Annotated in this window: 19 protein-coding genes; 7 read left to right on the top strand and 12 right to left on the bottom strand. The window is 72.3% G+C overall.

Annotated elements, in window-relative coordinates; all coding sequences use genetic code 11:
• Window positions 1-6: 6 nt before the first annotated feature.
• The 6 genes from Pka01_RS28535 to Pka01_RS28510 form a co-directional block, all read right to left on the bottom strand.
• Window positions 7-888, bottom strand: coding sequence for an alpha/beta fold hydrolase (locus Pka01_RS28535; RefSeq protein WP_203886000.1), 882 nt, complete (start codon window positions 886-888; stop codon window positions 7-9).
• 37 nt (window positions 889-925) lie between these two features.
• Window positions 926-1,534 carry a dihydrofolate reductase family protein gene (locus Pka01_RS28530; protein ID WP_203885999.1) on the bottom strand — a complete coding sequence of 203 codons (609 nt, stop codon included), beginning with the start codon at window positions 1,532-1,534 and terminating at the stop codon, window positions 926-928.
• Between the two features lie 128 nt (window positions 1,535-1,662).
• Window positions 1,663-4,443 carry an AfsR/SARP family transcriptional regulator gene (locus tag Pka01_RS28525; RefSeq protein WP_203885998.1) on the bottom strand — a complete coding sequence of 927 codons (2,781 nt, stop codon included), beginning with the start codon at window positions 4,441-4,443 and terminating at the stop codon, window positions 1,663-1,665.
• A gap of 164 nt (window positions 4,444-4,607) precedes the next feature.
• Window positions 4,608-5,873 carry a D-arabinono-1,4-lactone oxidase gene (locus Pka01_RS28520; RefSeq protein WP_203885997.1) on the bottom strand — a complete coding sequence of 422 codons (1,266 nt, stop codon included), beginning with the start codon at window positions 5,871-5,873 and terminating at the stop codon, window positions 4,608-4,610.
• An 88-nt stretch (window positions 5,874-5,961) separates the two neighbouring features.
• A complete protein-coding gene (locus tag Pka01_RS28515; RefSeq protein WP_203885996.1) occupies window positions 5,962-6,633 on the bottom strand; it encodes a response regulator in 672 nt (223 codons plus the stop codon).
• A complete protein-coding gene (locus tag Pka01_RS28510) occupies window positions 6,630-8,081 on the bottom strand; it encodes a sensor histidine kinase (protein ID WP_239115465.1) in 1,452 nt (483 codons plus the stop codon). The genes Pka01_RS28515 and Pka01_RS28510 overlap by 4 nt, the downstream gene beginning before the upstream one ends.
• Window positions 8,082-8,346: 265 nt before the next feature.
• Here Pka01_RS28510 and Pka01_RS28505 point away from each other — a divergent pair, with 265 nt between their 5' ends.
• Genes Pka01_RS28505 through Pka01_RS28490 form a run of 4 tightly spaced genes read left to right on the top strand, consistent with a single transcriptional unit; the run spans window position 8,347 to window position 12,869 of the window.
• A complete protein-coding gene (locus Pka01_RS28505; RefSeq protein WP_203885995.1) occupies window positions 8,347-9,234 on the top strand; it encodes an ABC transporter ATP-binding protein in 888 nt (295 codons plus the stop codon).
• On the top strand, window positions 9,231-10,283 hold the full coding sequence (locus Pka01_RS28500) for an ABC-2 membrane transporter-related protein (RefSeq protein WP_203885994.1): 1,053 nt from the start codon (window positions 9,231-9,233) through the stop codon (window positions 10,281-10,283). The genes Pka01_RS28505 and Pka01_RS28500 overlap by 4 nt, the downstream gene beginning before the upstream one ends.
• Window positions 10,280-11,701 carry a S41 family peptidase gene (locus Pka01_RS28495; protein WP_203885993.1) on the top strand — a complete coding sequence of 474 codons (1,422 nt, stop codon included), beginning with the start codon at window positions 10,280-10,282 and terminating at the stop codon, window positions 11,699-11,701. Before Pka01_RS28500 ends, Pka01_RS28495 begins: the two co-directional genes overlap by 4 nt.
• Window positions 11,702-11,711: 10 nt before the next feature.
• Complete coding sequence (locus Pka01_RS28490; RefSeq protein ID WP_203885992.1) at window positions 11,712-12,869, top strand: alpha/beta hydrolase family protein; 1,158 nt, start codon at window positions 11,712-11,714, stop codon at window positions 12,867-12,869.
• 33 nt (window positions 12,870-12,902) lie between these two features.
• On the opposite strand, the gene Pka01_RS28485 is transcribed toward Pka01_RS28490, so the two are convergent.
• The 6 genes from Pka01_RS28485 to Pka01_RS28460 all read right to left on the bottom strand — a co-directional run bounded on the left by Pka01_RS28485 (window position 12,903) and on the right by Pka01_RS28460 (window position 17,761).
• Entirely contained in the window at window positions 12,903-13,763 is an 861-nt protein-coding gene (locus Pka01_RS28485) for an ACT domain-containing protein (RefSeq protein WP_203885991.1), read from the bottom strand.
• Window positions 13,764-13,852: 89 nt separating this feature from the next.
• Window positions 13,853-14,479 carry an FMN-binding negative transcriptional regulator gene (locus Pka01_RS28480; RefSeq protein WP_203885990.1) on the bottom strand — a complete coding sequence of 209 codons (627 nt, stop codon included), beginning with the start codon at window positions 14,477-14,479 and terminating at the stop codon, window positions 13,853-13,855.
• 56 nt (window positions 14,480-14,535) lie between these two features.
• A complete protein-coding gene (locus Pka01_RS28475) occupies window positions 14,536-15,258 on the bottom strand; it encodes an MgtC/SapB family protein (protein WP_203885989.1) in 723 nt (240 codons plus the stop codon).
• 158 nt (window positions 15,259-15,416) lie between these two features.
• Entirely contained in the window at window positions 15,417-15,839 is a 423-nt protein-coding gene (locus Pka01_RS28470; protein ID WP_203885988.1) for a CBS domain-containing protein, read from the bottom strand.
• A gap of 87 nt (window positions 15,840-15,926) precedes the next feature.
• The gene (locus Pka01_RS28465) at window positions 15,927-16,589 is read right to left on the bottom strand and encodes a response regulator (protein WP_203885987.1); all 663 of its coding nucleotides are present in this window, start codon (window positions 16,587-16,589) and stop codon (window positions 15,927-15,929) included.
• Window positions 16,577-17,761 (bottom strand): sensor histidine kinase, encoded by a 1,185-nt coding sequence (locus tag Pka01_RS28460; RefSeq protein ID WP_239115463.1) that lies wholly within the window; start codon window positions 17,759-17,761, stop codon window positions 16,577-16,579. Before Pka01_RS28460 ends, Pka01_RS28465 begins: the two co-directional genes overlap by 13 nt.
• 186 nt (window positions 17,762-17,947) lie before the next feature.
• Here Pka01_RS28460 and Pka01_RS28455 point away from each other — a divergent pair, with 186 nt between their 5' ends.
• From Pka01_RS28455 to Pka01_RS28445, 3 genes are all read left to right on the top strand, one after another.
• Window positions 17,948-18,379, top strand: coding sequence for a DUF6069 family protein (locus tag Pka01_RS28455; RefSeq protein ID WP_203885986.1), 432 nt, complete (start codon window positions 17,948-17,950; stop codon window positions 18,377-18,379).
• Window positions 18,376-19,011: a class I SAM-dependent methyltransferase gene (locus Pka01_RS28450; protein WP_203885985.1), complete on the top strand. Its 636-nt coding sequence runs from the start codon at window positions 18,376-18,378 to the stop codon at window positions 19,009-19,011. The genes Pka01_RS28455 and Pka01_RS28450 overlap by 4 nt, the downstream gene beginning before the upstream one ends.
• Before the next feature lie 83 nt (window positions 19,012-19,094).
• Window positions 19,095-20,186, top strand: a complete 1,092-nt coding sequence (locus Pka01_RS28445) for an ADP-ribosylglycohydrolase family protein (RefSeq protein WP_203885984.1) — start codon at window positions 19,095-19,097, stop codon at window positions 20,184-20,186.
• Window positions 20,187-20,191: the final 5 nt, after the last annotated feature.

Below are 20,191 nucleotides of genomic sequence, written 5' to 3'. Positions count from 1 at the left end.
GATCCCTCAGAGCGCGCCCGCGATCACCTCGTGGAGTCGGGCGGCGAACGCGCCGGGCAGCGCGCCGAAGCCTCCGTGGTCGCCGGGGAACGCCACCGGTCGCGTCCCCGTCAGCTCGGCCACCGCGAGTGCCGCCCGGTTCGGCGGCTCGCCGTCCGACTCCTCCCCCATCGCGGCCACCACCCGCGCCCGCGATTTCCGGAGGGCGGCGAAGTCGGGGACGTACCTGGAGAACGGCGGCACCTCGTAGCCGATGAAGAACTCCATGTTGCCTTCCAGCCGGGCCATCATCGCGAGCGTCTCAGGGTCCGGCGTCCCTCGTGGGGCCTGCTCGCCGCCGGGGACGCGTCGTCCCTCGTCGGAGGGCTCCTCCGCGGGCTCGCCGCCCCTCATCCGCAGGCCGGCGGCGAGTGCCTGCTGGGCGGCTGCGGCCCCCTCCTTGACGAAGGCGTCCTCCACGTCCCGGATGACGGCCCTCCAGTGGTCGCGGTCGGGCAGCAGGTCGAACAGGGGCGGCTCGTGGGCGACCAGCACCCGCACCTGCCCGGGATGCCGGGCGGCGAGCTCCAGGCCGATCATCGCGCCGGAGCTGTTGCCGAACACGTACGCCGGATCGCCTTCCGTGACTCCCACGGCGTCCAGGACGCGGTGCGCGTCGTCGCCGTGCACCTCGATGCTCTGGTGCTCGCGCTGCCCGTCCAGCGGGCTGCGCGAGTTGCCACGCCGGTCATAGGTCACCACCGTGTACCGGTCGGCCAGGCGGTCGGCAAGGCCGGCGTATCCGGCGGCGTCGTAGACTCCGCCGCAGATCAGCAGCAGGACCGGGCCCGATCCGCGGACCTCGTAGTACAGGTTCGCGCCCGGCACCTTCAGCAGGTCCGTCTTCATCGTCGTCCTCCTCGCAGTCCAGTCGAAATTCAGTCGATCACTTGGCGACGCGGTACCTGAGGTGGGCGACCCGCCCCTCGGTCCGCAACCTGATGTCCCCGGCCCCGGCCAGGCCGTCGAACAGCCGGTTGCCCGAGCCGAGCAGCACCGGGGCGAGTTCGATGTCGAGCTCGTCGACCAGGCCCGCGGACAGGTACTGCCTGACGACGTCCGCGCCGCCCGAGATCCGCACGTCCTTGTCACCCGCGGCCTCCTTCGCCTGCGCGAGGGCGCTCTCGATGCCGTCGGTGACGAAGAAGAACGTGGTCCCGCCCTTCCTGACCCACGGCTCGCGCGCGTGGTTGGTGACCACGAAGACCGGGGTGCCGAACGGCGCCTCCTCCGGCCAGCCCACCTCGCCCTCGTCGAACATGCGCCGTCCCATCACGTTGGCGCCGATCCGGTCGAAGGTGTGCCGGACGATGTCGTCGTCCGGCCCGGTCTCGCCGCCTGCGCCGAACCCCAGGCGCTCGCGGAAGGTCGCCGTCTCGTACATCCAGGTGTGGATCGGCGGCCCGCCGTCTCCGAGCGGGTTGCCCGGCCGGGCGTTCGGCCCGGCGATGTAACCGTCGAGGGACATGCCCACCGAGACGAATACCGTGCTCATCGCTCTCTCCCCTGTTCGTTGGCTTTCACAGGGACGTCGGAGCCGCAGGACGCATCTCTACATCCGGCCGGAGAAAACTTTTCGCCGCGCCGAGGACGACCGGGCCGGGTTCGGTGTGGCCGGGCCGATCACCGTGCCGGGACCTCCAGGTCGTCCAGCATCGCGGAGTAACGCCTGCGCGTCCTGGCCGCGGACATCACGTCACCGAGCCGGTCGTAGGCGTCGATGAGCGTCCGCCACGCGGGGTCGTGCCACTCATCGATCTCCAGGCATCGGGCGGCCGCGAGCACCGCCGCGTCCGGCCGGCCCGCGGCCAGCCGCAGCGCGGCGAGTTCGCTCGCGCACTCGGCCGCCTGCGTGCGCAGCACCTCCCTCTCGTGGACGACCCACTCGGCGGCGCCGTCCTCGGGAAGCAGGTCGCCGCCGTACATCTCGAGCACGCTCTCCAGGGCCGGGGCCGTTCGCGGCCCGCGCAGGGCCCGGCGGAACCGGGCGACGTCGCACGGCGCGTCGAGAAGGTACGCCTCCCCTCGCCTGGCGACCACGCCGGCCAGGCGGTGGGCGGACAGCGAGGTGCGCAGCGCCGACAGGGCGACGTGCAGGCCGCGCGTGGCCGCCGCGGGGTCGCTGTCGGGCCACAGCGCCGCGAGCAGCACGTCACGGTGCACCGGGCGGCCCGCGTTGACCGCGAGCAGGCGCAGCACGGTTCGTGCCTTCGGGCGCACGCCGGACAGGTCCAGCGCCTGGCCGGCGACCTGGACGGCGAAGCCGCCGAAGCAGCGGACCACCGGTTCGCCCTCCTCCGGGCGTCCGTCCGCGTGTGCCCGCTCGGGCGGGTGAACCGGCGAGCGGAGATCGTCAGGCGCGCCGGCGGCCTGCCGGCGACGGAAGGCGTGAGCCGTCCGAACGGCCGTCGCGAGCGTGCGCGCGGCGGGCACTCCGGCGGCCCTCGCCTGTGCGTCGGCCCTCCTCGCCTCCTCCGAGCCGGCCCCCGCGAGCACGCCGTGCACGGCGCCGGCCCAGGCGGCGAACACGTCCGCGCCCAGGGGCCGGGCCAGCCGGACGACCTCGTCGGCCGCCTCCTGAGCCGGCCGGCCCCACACCAGGTCGGCCGCGCACCACACGGAGGCAGCCAGCAGCGCTCCCCACGGATCGTGGTCGCGCTCGCATTCCTCCGCGATCCTGCGGGCCTCCTTCCTGTCGGGCTCCGTCCCGCCGAGTGCGGGCACGACCCTCGACATCCGCGACAACCAGGGCAGGCGGGCCCGCTCCGCGTCGTCGGCGACCCGCTCAAGCTCGACGGCCGCGCCGGGATCGCCGTCGGCCGCCGCGAAGCCTCCGCGTACGAGCCGCGACACAAGGCCGTCCAGATCGAGGCCGTCCGGGTCGGCGGTCGCGGCCAGCCGCCGGGCGGCGGCCACGTCCCCGCAGAGCAGCCGCGCGGCGAGCACCGCCACCGGCCGCGAACCGCTCAACTCGCCGGGGTTCGCCCGGGTCGCCGCCCGCAGCTCGGCCGTCCAGTGCGGAGGCGTGCCGCCTACGGGGGCGCGGGGCGACCAGGTGGCGGCGAGTGCCCGATGGCGTCGGCAGGCCGCGAGTGTCGAGGGGTGCCGCGCTCGTTGCTCCGCCTGCCGCAGGACGTCCACGGCCTGGTCGGCCCGACCGCGGCTGAAGAGATGGCGGCCCTGCGCGAGCAGCAGCAGCGGCTCCTCCGCGACCAGCCAGGCGGGCAGCTCGTCATGCCGGAGGTCCCCCTCCTCCGGTGGCCCGGGGTGCCACGCGCCCGCCACAGGGCTCGCGTCCGGTGCACCCGCATCTCCGGGCGGCCCGCCGAGCCCGGTCTTCGGGATGAGACGCCGTACGGCCGGCCAGTCGGCGGCCCGTGCGTACGCCTGCGCGGCGTCCGCGTAGGCGCCTTCCGCCTCGAGCAGGGCGGCCGCTCTGCCGTGCCACTCGCGGGCGCCCTGCTCACCGAGATCCTCGGCGAGCTCGATCTCCAGGTGCGCGCGCAGCGCCTCGTGGTAGCGGAAGGTGCGCCCGTGGTCGGGGCTGAGCGTGAACGCCTGGAGGGCGGCGAGCCGGTGAAGGTGCCTGCGGGCGTCGTCTGTGCCGAGCAGCAGGTCGCATCGCTCCGCAGTGAGGACGGTGAAGACGCACGTCCGCACCAGGAAGTCGCGCGCGCCCTCGGGGAGGTCCGCGAGGACGGTCCGCGCCAGATACGCCTGCGACTGCGGAAGTCTGCCGTCCAGGGCGCGGACGGCGGCCCCGCGTTCGCCGGCTGACCGCCCGGAGGTCGAGAGGTGGAACATGTGCAGTCCCGCCGCCCAGCCGCCCGCCCGCCTGGTCAGGACGGCCGCGTCCTCGGGCAGCAGCGGCTCGGCGTAGACGTCGCGGAACAGGCGCTCGACCTCCCACGTGCGGAAGCGCAGCGCGTCCTGGCCGACGAGGGTCACCGGGCCGAGCTCGTGCCGGTGCAGGTTGATGCCAGGCATCCGGCGGCTCGCGAGCACGGCCTGGACGGGCGCGGCGCTCAGCAGGCGCTCGATCTGGCCCTCGGCGGGCGTGCCGTACAGGTAGTGGAGGTCGTCGACGACCAGAAGGCCGCCGGGAGGGATCTCCCGGGACGCGTCGACCGCCGCGGCCGCGTCCCCGCCCGCATCGGGCAGGAGCGGAGCGAGGGCGTTCCTGAGCCGGCGCGCCAGCGCCGGCGGGGCGGCGTCGCCGGGCTCGAGGCGGAGCCAGGCCACCGGCCCGGGAAAGCTCGCGGCGTGGTGGGCGAGCAGAGTCGTCTTCCCGCACCCCGCGGGCGCGGCGACCACCGTCACCCGCCGGGCCGATTCACTTCCCGGCGCTCCGCACAGCTCGGCCAGCAGCCGGCCCCGCACCAGCCCGTCCCGCTCCCGCACCATGCCGCCCAGCGTGACCCCGGACCCTGGGGCGGCGCATGAGTAGCCCCCTACCCAACCGCCGGTGCCCGGGGCGACGGACTACTCCGTGCGCGGGCCCTCCGTGGAAGTGGTGCTCCTCACCTGATCAGAGGTGAGGAGCACCAGGAGAGAGCCGGGGGGCCGCCTCAGATGCCGAGGACGTACCTGCCGACGAACTCGTTGGCGAAGGTCCTCGCGGGGTCGAGCGCCTGGGCGAGGGCGCGGAAGTCGTCCATCCGGTCGTAACGGGACCGCAGGACCTCCGGCGCCACAGTGAAGAGCTTGCCCCAGTGCGGCCTGGGATCGAACGGCGCCAGCCGCTCCTCGATCATGGCCAGCACGGGGAGCACCGCCGCCGTGTCCTTGACCCAGGTGAAGTGGAAGGCCACGGTGTCACGCCCGTAGGAGGGGCTCAGCCACAGGTCGTCGGCCGCGACGGTGCGGATCTCGGAGATCTGCAGGACCGCGGCGATCCGGTCCCGGATGTCGTCCAGTGCGTGCAGCGCGGCGACGGCGTGCCGCCGGGGCAGCAGGTACTCCGCCTGAAGCTCCTCGCCGCTGCTCGGGGTGAAGTCGGGCCGGAAGTGCGGGAGACGCTCGAACCACGGCCCGGAGACGCCCATCTGGGTCGTGCAGGCGTCGGCCGCGACACCGGGGACGGGGTGCCGCGGGCCGTCCGCGGGCGTTGCCCCGAACAGGCTCGGCGCGGGTGCGTCGCCCTCCCCCTCGACGCGCTCCTTCACCCAGACCTGGTTGATCCGGGACGTCCGCCAGTCGGTGAACAGGCTCACGCTGTAGGCCGAGGAGACGACGTCCTCGAAACGCTCGTCGAGCACCTCGCCCGCGAGCCCCTCGTAGACGTACTGCCGCACCTCGAACGCCGGGACGATGTCCAGCGTCATCGTGACGACCGCCCCGAGCGCGCCGAGGGCCACGACGGCTCCGGGGAAGCGGTCCCCGTCCGCGTCCCTGCTCAGCGTGACGAGGTCGCCGTCCGCGGTGACCATCTCGATCGCGGTGACGGCGGTGGCGAGACCCCCGTTGGCGTTCCCCGAGCCGTGCGTGCCCGTCGCGCAGGATCCGGCGACGGAGATGTGCGGCAGCGACGCGAGATTGGGTACGGCCCAGCCCTTCTCATGCAGGCGGCGGCCGAGTTCGGCGTAGCGCACGCTCGCGGCGATCCGCACGGTCGCGGAGGCGCTGTCGATCTCCACGTCGGCCGGCAGGCCGTCGAGCGCGACCAGCGACCCGGACGAGTCGGCGATGTCGTTGAACGAGTGCCCGCTGCCCAGCACGCGGACCTTCGGGCTCCGCGCGACCAGTGCGCGCAGTTCGTCCAGGGAGGAGGGACGTTCGACGCGCTCGGCGCGGAATGCGACGTTGCCCGCCCAGTTCGTCACTTTATGGGTCACTGGAGGTGTTCCTCCGATTCAGTTGCATGCAGTCGGATCCGCCGTATGTGCACGATAGAGCACGAGCACAGACGGAGACCGGGCCAGGTCAGCCGGTGCCGCCGGGGGAGATCAGGCCGGTCTCGTAGGCGACCACCACGGCTTGCACACGGTCACGCAGGCCGAGCTTGGACAGGATGCGCGCGACGTGGGTCTTCACCGTGGCCACGCTGAGGGTCAGCCGGTCGGCGAGTTCGGCGTTGCTCAGGCCGGTGGCGAGCAGGCGCAGCACGTCCAGTTCCCGTGGCGTCAGCTCGGACAGATCGCGGTGGAGGGCGGGCTTCACGTTGTCGCGGCGGGCGAAACGTTCGACCAGGCGGCGGGTGATGGTGGGCGCGAGCAGGGCGTCGCCGGAGCGCACCATGCGTACCGCGGCCACCAGGTGTTCGGGTGTGACGTCCTTGAGCAGGAACCCGCTCGCCCCCGCTGCGAGCGCGGCGTACACGTAGTGGTCGAGGTCGTAGGTGGTCAGGATCAGCACGCGGGTGTCCTCGGCGCCGCCCGCGAGGATCCGCCGGGTGGCTTCGAGGCCGTCCATCTGCGGCATCCGGATGTCCATGAGCACGACGTCGGGCCTGGTACGGCGGACCGCGGCGACGGCTTCGTCCCCGTTGGCGGCCTCGGCCGCCACTTCGATGCCGTCGGCGGTGAGGATCATGCGGAATCCCGTGCGTACCAGTGCCTGGTCGTCGGCGATGACGGCGCGCAACCGCTCGGTCATGTCGTCCTCCATGGGACGCGGGCCTTGATCCGGAATCCGCCCCCGACAGTCCGTCCGGCGTCCAGAGTCCCACCGTAGACGGCGAGCCGCTCGCGCAACCCGATCAGCCCCCTGCCGTCGCCGGTCCGCGGCCAGGCGCTCCGTGTCCCGCCGGTGTCGGTCACCTCGATCTCCAGCCAGTCGCCGTCATGACCGATCGTCACCGACGCGGCGGCCCCGGCCGCGTGCTTGATCGTGTTAGTGAGGGCCTCCTGTACGACGCGGTAGGCGGCGAGGTCGATCCCGGGAGGCAGCGGCCCCGGCGCCGACACCTCGACGCTCACCGGCACGCCGGCGGCGCGGACCCGCTCCACCAGGGCGTCGAGCTGGTCGAGCCCGGGTTGGGGTTCGAGCCCGTCGGAAGGCCCGTCGAGACGCTCGCCGCCCGGGCCGGCGAGCAGGCCCATGACATGGCGCAGTTCGGCCATGGCGGCCCGGCCGCCGGACTCGATCGCGAGCAGGGCCTGCTTCGACTGCTCCGGTTCCACGTCCATGACCTTGCGGGCCGCACCGGCCTGGATCACCATCACGCTGACATTGTGTGTCACCACATCGTGGAGCTCCGCCGCGATCCGGGAGCGCTCCTCCGCGACGGCCCTGTGCATGGCGTCCGCCTGCGCCTGCTGCAGCTCGGCGAGCCGATGCCGGCTGGCTCCCAGCTGTCGCCGCCAGAAACGGACGAAGCTCCCGAAGACGCCGACGCTCAGCAGGACGACGAACGGCCCCATCCAATTCGGCAGCCCAGGCGCGACGTCCCGGAAAGCGCTCCCAGCGAGCACGGCCGCGAGCACGAGGCCACCCATGGCCAGGAGCCGGTTACGGCTGTAGGCGACGGCACCGTACGCGGCGACGGCACAGGTCAGCACGGTGATCCAGGTCGCACCCGCGTGGGTGGCCAGCGCCGCGGCCAGCACCACCCAGAAGGTGATGAGCGGGTACCGGCGCCGCGCCGCCAGCGGCAACGCCGTCAGCGCCACAAGGAACACGGGCGGGTCGTAGGGCCGAGGCTGGGCAGGCGCGTCGCCGGACAGGTTGCCAGGAGGTCGGGACGGGACGTCGGGCAGGACGCGAGGAGGTGACGGGTGGCCGGTCGGGGGATCAGGAGCGGGCGGGAGATCAGGAACCGGCGCCGGGGGCGGCGGAGCAGGTTGGAGCCGGAAGTATTCGATCACTTGGGGCCGATCCGCATCAGAGTCGTTCACGGAATAGCTCACCGATACGGTCACCGCGATGACCGTCAGGACGATCGCGACCACCACGTCGGCGGCCAGTGCTCTGCGAGACAGCCGTGGAAGTGCTTCGCTGCTCAGCCCCGGCGTCTCCCGGACGCCGCGCCGGTCCGGGTAGTCCAGCCGGCTGTCCAGGTCGAGCACATGCCGCCACCACGGCAGTCGTTCACCGGTTTCCACCGGCACATTGTCACCGCCTGCCTGTCCGTCACGCATCGGCCGTTGTGACGGGCCTCACGGTCTTCGGGAGTACATCGCAGGGATGACCTGACGGCCCTTCGTTCTCAGGAGGTACGACATCTCGGCATGACGGCCGACGCGCACCGGCAGGGGCAGTGCCTAGTTTCGTTCCCGCCATCACGCCGCTCTGAAGCCGCGACCTCACCGAAGGCATCGGGGCGCCGTTCATGACCGCCTTTCGGACCACCTCTCAGGAGGACACAGCGTGACTTCTGTTCTGCAGGCCCAGGCACTGGGCAAGAGGTACGGCAAGCGCTGGGCGCTGCGCGAGTGCACCGTCGACATCCCGGCAGGCCACGTCGTCGGGCTGGTCGGCCCCAACGGAGCCGGCAAGACCACGCTGCTGAAGCTGGCCGGCGGCCAGTTGGAGCCCACGACGGGTGACATCACGGTGCTCGGCGGGCGGCCCGGGAGCACGCCTGCGCAACTGGCCAGAGTCGGGTTCGTCGCCCAGGACACCCCCCTCTACGCGGCACTGTCCGTTGCCGAACACCTGCGATTGGGCGCCCGGCTCAACCCCCGCTGGGACGCCGCGCTCGCGCGGGAGCGCAGCGGACAGCTCGGGCTCGATCCCTCGCACCGGGCAGGCAAGCTGTCGGGCGGCCAGCGCGCCCAGCTCGCCCTCACCCTGGGCCTGGCCAAACGGCCCGAACTGCTGATCATGGATGAGCCGGTCGCTTCGCTCGACCCGCTCGCCCGCCGCGAGTTTCTGCAGCGGCTGACGGAGGCCACGGCCGAGCACAAGCTGAGCGTGGTGCTCTCCTCCCACCTGGTCTCCGACCTGGAAAAGGTCTGCGACCACCTGATCGTCCTCGTCGACTCCCGCGTCCGGGTAGCCGGGGAAGTCGACCGGTTACTGGCCACCCACCACCGCCTCACCGGCCCCCGCCACGCCTTCGATCGGTTCCCCTTCGACCAGCGAGTGATCTCCGTCAGCCACACCGATCAGCAGAGCACCGTCGTCGTCCGTACCGGCTCCCCGATCCACGACCCCGCCTGGACGGTCAGCCGGCTCAGCCTCGAAGACCTCGTCCTGGCCTACATGGACACGTCCACGGAGAACCGGCGAGCCCACCTGGAGGTGCAGCGATGACCTGGCTGACCTGGCGCCAGTTCCGCGGCTCGGCCACGATGATGGCCGCCGTACTCGTCGTCCTCACCGTCGTGCTGGCCCTGACCGGCCCGGACCTGGCCTCCCGCTACGCCGCCGGGATCGCCGGCTGCACCCCGGACGACACCTGCGACCGGTTCTTCGACCGCTTCTTCGACGAACATCAGCTCCCCTTCGTCGCCGTCAGCTTCGTCGTGCTGGCCCTGCCCGCTCTGGTCGGGCTCTTCTGGGGGGCACCGTTGATCACCCGCGAACTGGAGGCGGGCACGCATCTGCTGGTGTGGAACCAGAGCGTCACCCGCAACCGCTGGTTGGCGGTCAAGCTCGGGATCGTCGGCCTGGCGGCCATGGCCGCCGCCTGCGTGTGCGGCCTCGCGGTGACGTGGTGGTCCGATCCCCTGGACAAGTCGGCCGTTCCGGACCTGGCCTTGATGGCTCCCCTGGTGTTCGGCGCGCGTGGCATCGCACCGATGGGGTACGCGGCCTTCGCCTTCATTCTCGGCGTCGCCGTGGGCATGCTGGTGCGCCACACGTTGCCCGCCATGGCCATCACCCTGGCCGTCTTCGCCGCGGTCCAATTCGCCATGCCGCTGCTGGTCCGTCCCCACCTGATGCCTCCGGTCACCGCGACCTTCGAGCTCAGCCAGGTGAACATGGGCGGCATCCACGTAGAAGAGCAGGGCGGACCTGTGCAGATTTCCACGAGACCGGCGGTTCCCGGCCACGCGGGCTCCTGGGTCCTGTCCAGCGACCTCCTCGATTCGTCCGGACGTACGATCGCCGGCAGCGGCGAAGAAGCGCCCGTCCCCGTCTCGGTGACGTCGGGCCCCTGCTCGCCGCAGGAGGCGGGACCACACGGCTTGGACGCGTGCTGGCTCGAGATCAACCGCCTCGGCTACCGCCAGCACGCGACGTACCAGCCCCTCGAGCGCTTCTGGGCCTTCCAGTGGATCGAGACCGGGATCTACGCCCTGCTCACCCTCGGGCTCACATGGTTCTCCTTCTGGTGGCTCCGGAGGCGCCTGTCATGACCGTCAACACGACCGCAGCCGCCGTACTCGCCCTCTTCCTGGCGGCGGCCTGCACGGCGCCGACGCCACCGCGCACCCAGGCGAGCACTGTGGGCGCAACGGCCTGCGCACACCCTCAGGGACCGCTCGGGACCGAGACGGCCACCACGATCGACGTCATCGAGCAGGCGTACTTCTGCATCCTCGGCAACTACTACAGCGGCCCGACCCTGGACCCCCGCACGCTGCTGACCGCCGGTTTCCTCGCCCTGACCCAGGAACTCGACCGCGACGGACGCGACGTGCCCGACGCGACCATGCCGGCGCTGACCGGCGACCGGAAAGCCGACTGGGCCGCCTTCGCGACCGCCTACCGGAAGATCACCGACCAGGTCCCCGACCTGCGTGACAAGCTGGCCGTCGCAACCCTCGAGGCCATCGTGGCCGCCCTCAGCGACAACCACGCCCGATGGACGCACGATGACGCACGGCCGCTCGACTACTACGACGGCGACGGCTACGGCCTGGGTCTCCAGGCGAACGTCAGCAGCTCGCAGACGGACGGCAGCAGCCCCCGCGTCGCCCTTGCTCCGCTGTTCGTCACCACCGTGCTCGGCGGCGCGGCGCGGGCCGCCGGACTGCACCCGGGGGACGTCATCGAAGCGGTCAACGGCTCGGCGCCCTTCGTCGACGGCAAGGTCACCCCCGCGATCGCCGCGCTCTATCCGACGTATCCCGAGGCGCGTCCGGTCGAGTTGCGGCTCCTGCGGCAGACCACCGGCCGCCGCTGGACGGTCACGCTCAAGCCCGGCCTCTACCAGCGGGACCTGGCCGCCCTGCAAGTGGTGAGGTCGAAGCTGCTGAACGACGACGTCGCCTACGTACGGATGACCGGATTCGCTCCCGACTCCGCGAACCGTGTGCTCAAGGCGATCACCAGGCTGCGCACCGGCCGGACGCTGGCCGGCGTCATGTTGGACCTGCGCGGCAACGGCGGCGGCAGCCCCGTCGAGGTGGCCCGGCTGGTGAGCGCGTTCGTCCACGGCAAGGTCACCGCCTACCAGTGCACCGTGGACGGCAGGTGTGCGAAGTCGTCGACCGACGACACCGTCGAGCTGCTCAACCTGCCGCTGGTCGTGCTCGTCGACCACGGCTGCGCCTCTGCGTGCGAGCACTTCAGCTCCGCGGTCAAAGACCTGCGCATCGGCCGGCTGGTCGGCACCAGAACCGCCGGCGTGATCTCCGGCCCGGCTCAGTCCTACCTGCTCGCCAACAACACCGTCCTGAGCTTCCCCGCCAGGCACCACCTCGGGCCCGATCGCGAGGTGATCGACCGGATCGGCGTGCCGCCCGACCACTACGTGCCCCTGACCCCGCAGGACGCGGCCGCCGGGCGCGACCCCGCGCTGGCCGAGGCCCTGACCCTGCTGCACAAGTGAACGGATCCCCATGAGACAGATCCTGGTCATCGCCGCGGGACTGGCCGTCGTCCTGGCCGCGTCCGCCTGCTCCACCCCGGCACCACCCCGGTCCGACGCCCCGCCGGTCACACCGACCGGCCCCGCCACCCTGCCCGCGCCTACCGGTGACCGTCCGGTCGGCACCACCGTTCTGTATCTGACGGACACCTCCCGCCCCGATCCCTGGAACCTCGACATCGACGCCAGGGAGCTCAAGGTCACCCTGTGGTACCCGACCGAGCAGCGGGACGGGCAGCGCGCGCTGTACATGACGCCGAAGGAGTCGGAGCTGCTCCTGAAAGGCTCGGGGATCGCGAGCGCGCCGTACGACACGCTGAGCAAGACCCGCACGAACGCCGTCCAGGACGCCGCACCCGCGGGACGAAAGCTTCCCCTGGTGGTGCTCTCCCCCGGCTTCACCAAGCCGATGAGCACACTCACCTCCCTGGCCGAGGACCTGGCCAGCAGGGGGTATGTCGTGGCCGGGATCGACCACACCTACGAGAGCTACGCCACCACCCTCTCCGATGGACGGGTCGCCGAATGCCTCGCCTGCGACAGCGACACCGACCCCGGCTTCGGCACCGGGACGGTCCAGGGCCGGGTGGCCGACGTCTCCTTCGTCCTGGACCAACTGCCATCGAAGTGGGACGGCTCCCGTGTGATCGACCGGTCCAGGATCGCCATGGCGGGCCAGTCGATCGGCGGGGCCGCCGCCCCGGCGGCCATGGTCAAGGACCCCCGGATCCGCGCCGGAATCGACATGGACGGCACCACCTACGCCCGCATCCCCAAGACCGGGTTCTCCAAGCCGTTCCTGTTCATGGGCACGGAGCAGCACCTTCCCGGCGGGCGCGACAACTCCTGGGACCGCGACTGGAAGCTGCTGACCGGATGGAAGCGCTGGCTCGTTCTGACGGGCGCCGAACACCAGTCCTTCACCGACAGCCCACTGATGGCGGACGCCCTCGCCGTCAAGCCCCTACCCGCCACCCTGCCCGCGGCCCGTGGCGCAGAGCTCACCCGCACCTACGTGGCCGCCTTCCTCGACCAGCACCTGAAGTCACAGCGACAGTCCCTCCTGGAGAAGCCGTCATCCCGCTACCCCGAGGTCAAGTTCTGCCCCGAGACCTGCGGTCGATCCTGAGACCCTACGCACGGCGGACGAACTCCGGGCGTTCTATTCGCCAGCGGGACGGCCGGGTACGCCGCCGGAGTGATAGCGCCGCCGCCTGGCGGACGCGGCCAGCGCGGCCGCCCTCGCCGCCTCCGTCGGCGTGAACGGCAGCGCCGGGCGGCTCACCAGGAGCGCGCGTTCCGGATGGACGGACACGACCAGGGTCGTCCCGAGTTCCCCCGCGCCATCGACGGTGTCGCCGGGACGCCGCCAGTGGACCGCGGGTGCGCGCAACAACGTCGCCATCGCCTCGGGCAGCCGATCCGGATCCTCGCTGACGCTATGGGCCAGGACCAGTGCCTGGACCCCGGGATCGACCAGATCCTCCACGTGAGCGCGCACGATCACCGTGTCAAGCCCTCCGGCCCCGCCGACGGCCGACGCCAGGTCCCGCATGCTGAGGCCGGCGGGCGCCTCGATCACGAACTCGTCGAGGGCGTCGCATCCGGAAGGCGAAACGGCGCTCCCGCCGGTGGCCGCGATGTGCAGAGCGAGGACGTTGCAGCGCAGGCCGGCGAACGCGCCGGCGAGGTCGGCCAGCCGGCCCGGCCTGTCGACCACGCGGGTGCGGATGCGCCACAGGCTCATGGGCCGGTCCTCGGCGACGTCTCGCGTCTCGCGGGGAAGGCGGACGCGCCCGCGCCGCGCGCTCAGCCGTTTGTGGACGAAGGCGCCCGCGATCACCGCCATGCCCAGACCCACGAGCAACATCGGACCGGGGTCGGTGTGCCCGAGAAGGATGGCGAGCAGGTGGGCCAGGCCCACTGTCATGAACAGCACCGCCAGTTCCACGGCCTCGCGCTTCCATGACGCGGAGACCTCGTCCGGGGTGCGGGCCCGATCGGCACCGTGCGCTTCGCTCATGAAGCCAGGCTGACCGTCGGTTGTTTCGCGATCACGCAGTGTGCAATTACGGCAGCATTAAACCGCCCGCACGTCTCGTCCGCCGATCGTCACCCCACGCCGCCGGACGGCGTCCGGCGGAGCACGTGGCCACGGGCTGCCGCGTCACCGGGCCCGCCCCGCTCGGCGAGCCGGTCCGCGACATGACGCCGGTGCGCCTCGTCGACGTTGCCGCCGTACTTGAACTTGCCGTTGATCCTCTGGACGGCCAGCCGCAGGCCGCGGATGCCGGGAAGCCGCCGGGAGTGCTCGCGAGGATCGGCCAGACCGCCGTCCAGGCGGTCCAACTGCGCGCGCAGGATGTCGAGCACGCCCTCCGCGTCGGTGACGACCTCCGCCCGGCAGACGAGTTGCACAGCGGCGTAGTAGGTGGTGGGAACGCCCAGACGGGGGTCCTCGTCCGTCCCCGGCAGAGCCTTCCATGCGCCTTCGACGTAGGCCCAGTCACCCGCGACCGACAGCACGACCATGGGGTTCTCCTCGATCGCCCCCCAGATCGGGTTGGGCCGTGCGAGGTGCAGCACCACCGTGGAGTCGCCGGTCACGAGGAACTGCGTCGGCACCACGACCGGCACGTCCCGGTCCCGGCCGGAGGCGATGAGATGGCCGAACTCGTTGGCCCGGACGAACGCCATCGCCTCGTCGTCACCGGCGGCGTCCCACGGATGGATCAACATGCGGTGAATCTATGCCAAATGTCCGGCGACCCGGATTCGCCCCAGAGACCTGGCCGTCACGGCACCACCGGATCGCCGGCGTCCTCGCGCGAGACCCTCACCACTCCGTCGATCGCGGCCAGCGCCGCGGTGAGCTCGCTGATCGCTCCCGGGCCCTGGACGGTGAACCGTACGGTGACGAGCCGCGGATCACGCACCTCGTCGTGTCGCGCCACGGACAGGTCGGTGACGGTGAAGCCGCGCCGCGTGCACTCGGACAGGACCGCGGGCAGGGCGCCGTGCCTGTCCTGATAGGTGACGAGCATCCGCCTGAGCGCGTGCCTCGACTGCGGCAGGCGCATGACGAGCGGGGTGAAGGCGAACATCACCAGGTAGTGCCCGGCCGTCACCGCGATCGCCGGGAGCCAGAGCCCGGCGCCCGCCGCCATGCCGACCGCCGCCGTGAGCCAGATGACCGCCGCCGTGGTCAGCCCGCGTACGGCGTCCCGCCGGACGAAGATCAGGCCGGCCCCGAGGAACCCGATCCCCGACACGATCTGCGCGGCCACCCGGGAGGGGTCGAGCACGACGTGGTCGCCGATCACGTCCCCGAATCCGAACTTCGACACCAGCATGATCAGTGCGGCGGCGAATCCCACGGTCGTGTGCGTGCGCAAACCCGCGCTCTGCTGCCTGATCTCACGCTCCAGGCCGATCGCCGCGGACAGGACGAGGGCGAGCGCGAGCTGGGCGAGCTGCGTCCACCCCTGACCTGCCTGGCCGAACGGCGCGATGTCCATCTGATCAGGCTAACCCTCCTGTGACCTGGGCTTTCTCCGGCGACGCGCCGCGAAATGAGCCGCAGTTGACGGGTTGAGTCACCGTGACGTGAGCCGCGGCGGACGGCGCCCCGCACCCCCGGAGGGGAGATGCGGGGGCCCTTCGCTCGGTACGGCCCTCAGTTGTTGGGCGGTGCCGCGCTGATGTCGGACAACGCCGACGCCGGATCCCGCTCCACGGCCATGTCTCCGATCGAGACGATGCCGACCGGGTGGCCGTTCTCCACGACGGGAACCCGGCGCACGGCCTTCTCGCGCATCAGCCGGACGACCTCGTCGGCGTCCTGGTCGGGGGTGACGGTCACCACGTCGGAGGTGCACAGCACCCCGATCGGCGTGGCCGTCACGTCACGGGTCTCGGCGACGCCGCGTACCACGATGTCACGGTCGGTCACCACGCCGCACAGCCGCTCGCCGTCCCCGATCACCAGGACGTCGCCGATGCCCTGGTCGCGCATGAGCCTGGCGGCCTGGGTGACGGTCGCCTCCCTGGTCAGCATCACCGGACCGGGAGTCATGACTTCTCGTACTTTCTGCGTCATCTTCCACCCCTCCTTCCGGTGAATCGCTCTACCCGGGGCGGCGAGGCCTAACCCGGACGCGGGCGCGCGGCAGGTCCCTGCCGCGTCTCAGGCGAGACCTGCGTCGTGGGCGAGGAGTGCGATCTGCGTGCGGTTCCCGAGACCGAGCTTGTTCAGGATGTGGGTGATGTGCGCCTTCACCGTGCCGACGCTCATGAAGAGCTCGGCGGCGATCTCGGCGTTCGTCAGCCCCTGGGCGATGGCGAGGACGACGTCGTGCTCGCGGGGGCTCAGGCCGGCCAGGGCGTCACGCGCCCGTTCGTACGCGCCGGACGCGGTGGCCACCTTCTCCATCAACCGGCGGGTGATCGCCGGGGACAGGATCGGGTCCCCCGACGCGACCCGGCGCACCGCGTCCACGATCTGGGCCGGCGGGGTGTCCTTGAGCAGGAAGCCGCTGGCGCCGGCGCGCAGCGCGCGTAAGACGTTCTCGTCGGTGTCGAAGGTCGTCAGCACGATGACCTCCGGGGGGCTCTGCCGCCGGCGCAGCCGGTGGACGGCCGTGATCCCGTCCACCCGCGGCATGCGCAGGTCCATGAGCACGACCTGGGGCGCGTGCGCGTCGACCGCGGCCGGGACCTCGTCGCCGTCGGCAGCCTCGGCGACCACCGTGATGCCGTTCGCGCCGTCGAGCATCAGCGAAAGCCCGGCTCGCACCAGGGGGTCGTCGTCCACGATGAGAACGCGCACAGCATGGCTCACGCCGGCCATGGTAGCGAGGCCCGGAGACGGAACTCCCCGGAGGTGATCTCGTGGTCGAGCCGTCCCCCGGCGAGCCGCACCCGCTCGGTCAGCCCGATCAGGCCGGTGCCGCTGCCCGGGATGAGGGGGGCGGCGGACGGCTCGTCCGGCAGCGGGTTGCGCAGGTCGATGACCAGCTCCGCGCCGGGCCGGCCGTCCAGCGTCACCTCGACGGGAACGCCGGGAGCGTGCTTCCTGGCGTTGGTCAGCCCTTCCTGGACGACGCGGTAGGCCGTCCGCCCGGTCGTGGTCGGCAGCGCCTCCGGGTCAGCCGTCCGGTCGTCCAGCCGCACCCGCATCCCCGCGTCGAGCGATTCGCCGACCAGCCGGGGCAGGTCGGCCAGGACCGGCTGCGGGCGTCCGTCGGCCGCGGTCCCCTGGTCGTCGTCGCGCAGCAGGCTGATGACGGCGCGCAACTCGTCCAGCGCCTGGTGCACGCCCGCCCGCACCACGCCGGCGGCGCGGGAGAGCTTCTCCGGGGACGCGTCGGGCCGGTACTCCAGTGCGCCCGCGTAGGTGGCGACCAGCGACAGGCGGTGCGCCAGCACGTCGTGCATCTCGCGGGCGATCTGGGCGCGCTCGGCGACCCTCGCCTCGGCGACCCGGCGGCCCTGTTCCGCCTCGGCGCGGTGGGCCCGCTCGCGCAGCGACACGATCAGGCTGTGCCGGGCCTGTCCCAGCGCGCCCCAGCCGATCAGCCCGGCGTACGCGACGACGACCACGAACACCCACCAGCCGAACGACAGTCCCCCCTGCGGTCGCGACACGCCCTGGATCGCATGCGCCGCGACCCCCGCCGCCGCAACCGCGACCGCGACGGGGAAGCGGCGCCATCGGGCGACGTACGAGGCACCGAAGGTGGCGGTCGGAGTGGCGACCGGTGACAGCGCGGCCAGCACCGTCAACGCCAGCACTCCGGTAACCGGCCGGCGGAGCAGCACGGGCATGAGGGCGCAGGCCGCCGTGCCGACCACCAGGTCGAGGAGCAGGACCGTCGTCGTGCCGTGCGCGTCGGAGTGCCCCCAGAACGCGAGAGCGGTCATCGCGGTCATCGCGATCGTCACCGCGACCGTGACGACCCGCCCGGGGGCGCCCGGGCGGGGGCTCATCACCTCGGCCGGTGCGCATTCCACGAGATTCACACGCCCACAGTAGGGCGGGGCCCGGATCCCGGACACCGACCAAAGTCGGTACTCCGCCCGACCTGTGTCGTACCGCCCGCGGCCCCGCGGCCGATGCGACGGGCGGCGCAGCCGGGTCATCCTGCGGTGGACCGCAAGGGACGCGACCCGACGGAACGTCCCCCACCCCCCTTGAAGGGAAAGCAGATGTCCGCTCACCCCGATCTCGCATCCGTCTCCACCTCGCCGGCGTCCGACCGCCCCACCCGCGTCCGCCGGCTCGTCGTCGTGGCGGGCGCCTCCGCCGCCGCGCTCGCGATCTGGGCGCTGGCCGGCCCCGTCGCCGGGATCGATCTGACCGTACGGCTCAACGGCGCCGACCAGCAGGTCGGGGCGGGCGCCGTCGTCGCCGCGAGCCTGGCCGCCGGGCTGGCCGCCTGGGCGTCGCTGGCGCTGCTCGAGCGCCTCACGAACCAGGCCCGCCGCATGTGGACGGTGATCGCCGCCGTGGTGCTCGTGTTCTCGCTCACCGGCCCGCTCGGCGCGGTCGGCGCCGCGGGCACGGCGGTCCTGGCCTGCATGCACCTGGCCGTCGCCGCGGTGCTCATCCCGGGTCTGACCGTACGGCGCCGCGGATGAGCGCGGCACGTCCCGCCGGGCCGGGCACCGATCTCGGCCCGGCGGGAGCGGGCACACCGGTCGGCGACATGGGCGCCTACACCAGCCTCAAACACCGGCTCCTCGCGTCCCTGACCGGCACCGTCCTCGAGCTCGGCGCCGGCCGGGGGGCCAACTTCGGACTGCTCCCCGCGGACGTGACCTGGATCGGCCTCGAACCGGACGGCCGGCTGCACCGACGGCTGGCTCGCGCGGCCGCCGGCCACGGCCGCCGTCCCACGATCCTCGGCTGTCCGGCCGAGGAGATCCCGCTGCCCGACCGGAGTGTGGACGCCGTCCTGACGACCGTCGTCCTGTGCTCGGTGGCCGACCCCGGCCGCGTGCTCTCCGAGATCCGGCGGGTGCTGCGGCGCCCGGGCCGCTTCGTGTTCTTCGAGCACGTCGCGGCGCCGTCCGGCACGTTGGCACGGAGGTCGCAGGCAGCCTGGGCCGGCGTCTCCCGGCTCTGCGGGGACGGGTGCGATCCGAGCCGGGAGACCTGGAAGACCATCGGGTCGGCGGGCTGGGCCGACCTCGACCTGCGATGGTTCACCTCCGGAAGGCGCCTCGCCGTGCACGGGCCGTACATCGCCGGGCGGGCTGACATCCGCTGACCGCGATCAGCCGGTCGCGAATGTCGGCCCGCGTCGCTACGGTCGGTCCGGCGAAAGGAGATCATGTGCACGGGCGAGACGGCATGAGCGGAACAGAAGGTGCGACCTTCCGGAGCAGGGTGCGCGGCTGCCTGCTCGGCGGGGCGGTCGGCGACGCCTTGGGCGCGCCCATCGAGTTCGACTCCCTGAATGTCATCCGGCGCAACCACGGCCGGGAAGGACTGACGGATTTCGTGCACGACTGGCGCGGCAAGGTCGGCCTGGTCACCGACGACACGCAGATGACGCTGTTCACCGTCGAGGGGCTGATCCGCGCCGGTGTGCTCCAGAGGGAGAAGGGCGTCGGCGGCGCCGAGGTCGACATCGTCAGGAACGCCTATCTGCGCTGGCTCGACACCCAGGAGCATCAGGCGCCGCCGGCCGCGGACGGCCTCGTCCGCACGGGATGGCTCCGCGAGCAGGCCTGGCTGTACTCGCGGCGCGCGCCGGGAAACGCCTGCCTGTCCGGCCTGCGTAGAAACCTCGGCCCGCTCGCGGGTCCTGGCATGCCGGGGCCGGTGAACCCCGGTTCCAAGGGCTGCGGCACCGTCATGCGCTCCGCCCCCTTCGGCCTGGCCGCGCCGGACGCGTCCAGCGCCTTCCGGCTGGCCGCGGAGTGCGCCCAGATCACTCACGGGCATCCCACGGGGTACGTCGCGGCCGGCGCCTTCGCCTCGATCGTCTTCTTCGTCTCGCGCGGCGGCACGGTGAGCCAGGCCGTACGGGAGACTCTGCGCCTGATCGCCGAGCGGCCCGCACATGAGGAGACGACCGCGGCGGTGGAGGCCGCGGTGGCCCTGGCGGGCGAGGGACGCCCGTCGCCGGAGGCCGTCGAGACGCTCGGTGGCGCCTGGGTCGCCGAGGAGGCTCTCGCGATCGGGGTCTACTGCGCCCTGGTCGGCGAGGACGACATCGACCGCGCGCTGCTGCTCGCCGTGAACCATTCGGGCGACAGCGACTCCACGGGCTCCGTCTGCGGCAACCTCCTGGGCGCCCGCCACGGCGAGGCGGCACTCTCGCAGTCCTGGCTGTCCCGGCTGGAGGGCAGGGACACCGTCATCGAGCTCGCCGACGACCTCACCGACCTGGTCATCGGTTCGGGCGACCCGCGCCCGGACAGGTATCCCGGCACCTAGTGTGA

The sequence above is a fragment of the Planotetraspora kaengkrachanensis genome (assembly GCF_016862895.1).
GTDB lineage: Bacteria > Actinomycetota > Actinomycetes > Streptosporangiales > Streptosporangiaceae > Planotetraspora > Planotetraspora kaengkrachanensis.
Note: the sequence above shows the minus strand (reverse complement) of the source record. Positions and strands in the feature narration are given on the sequence as shown.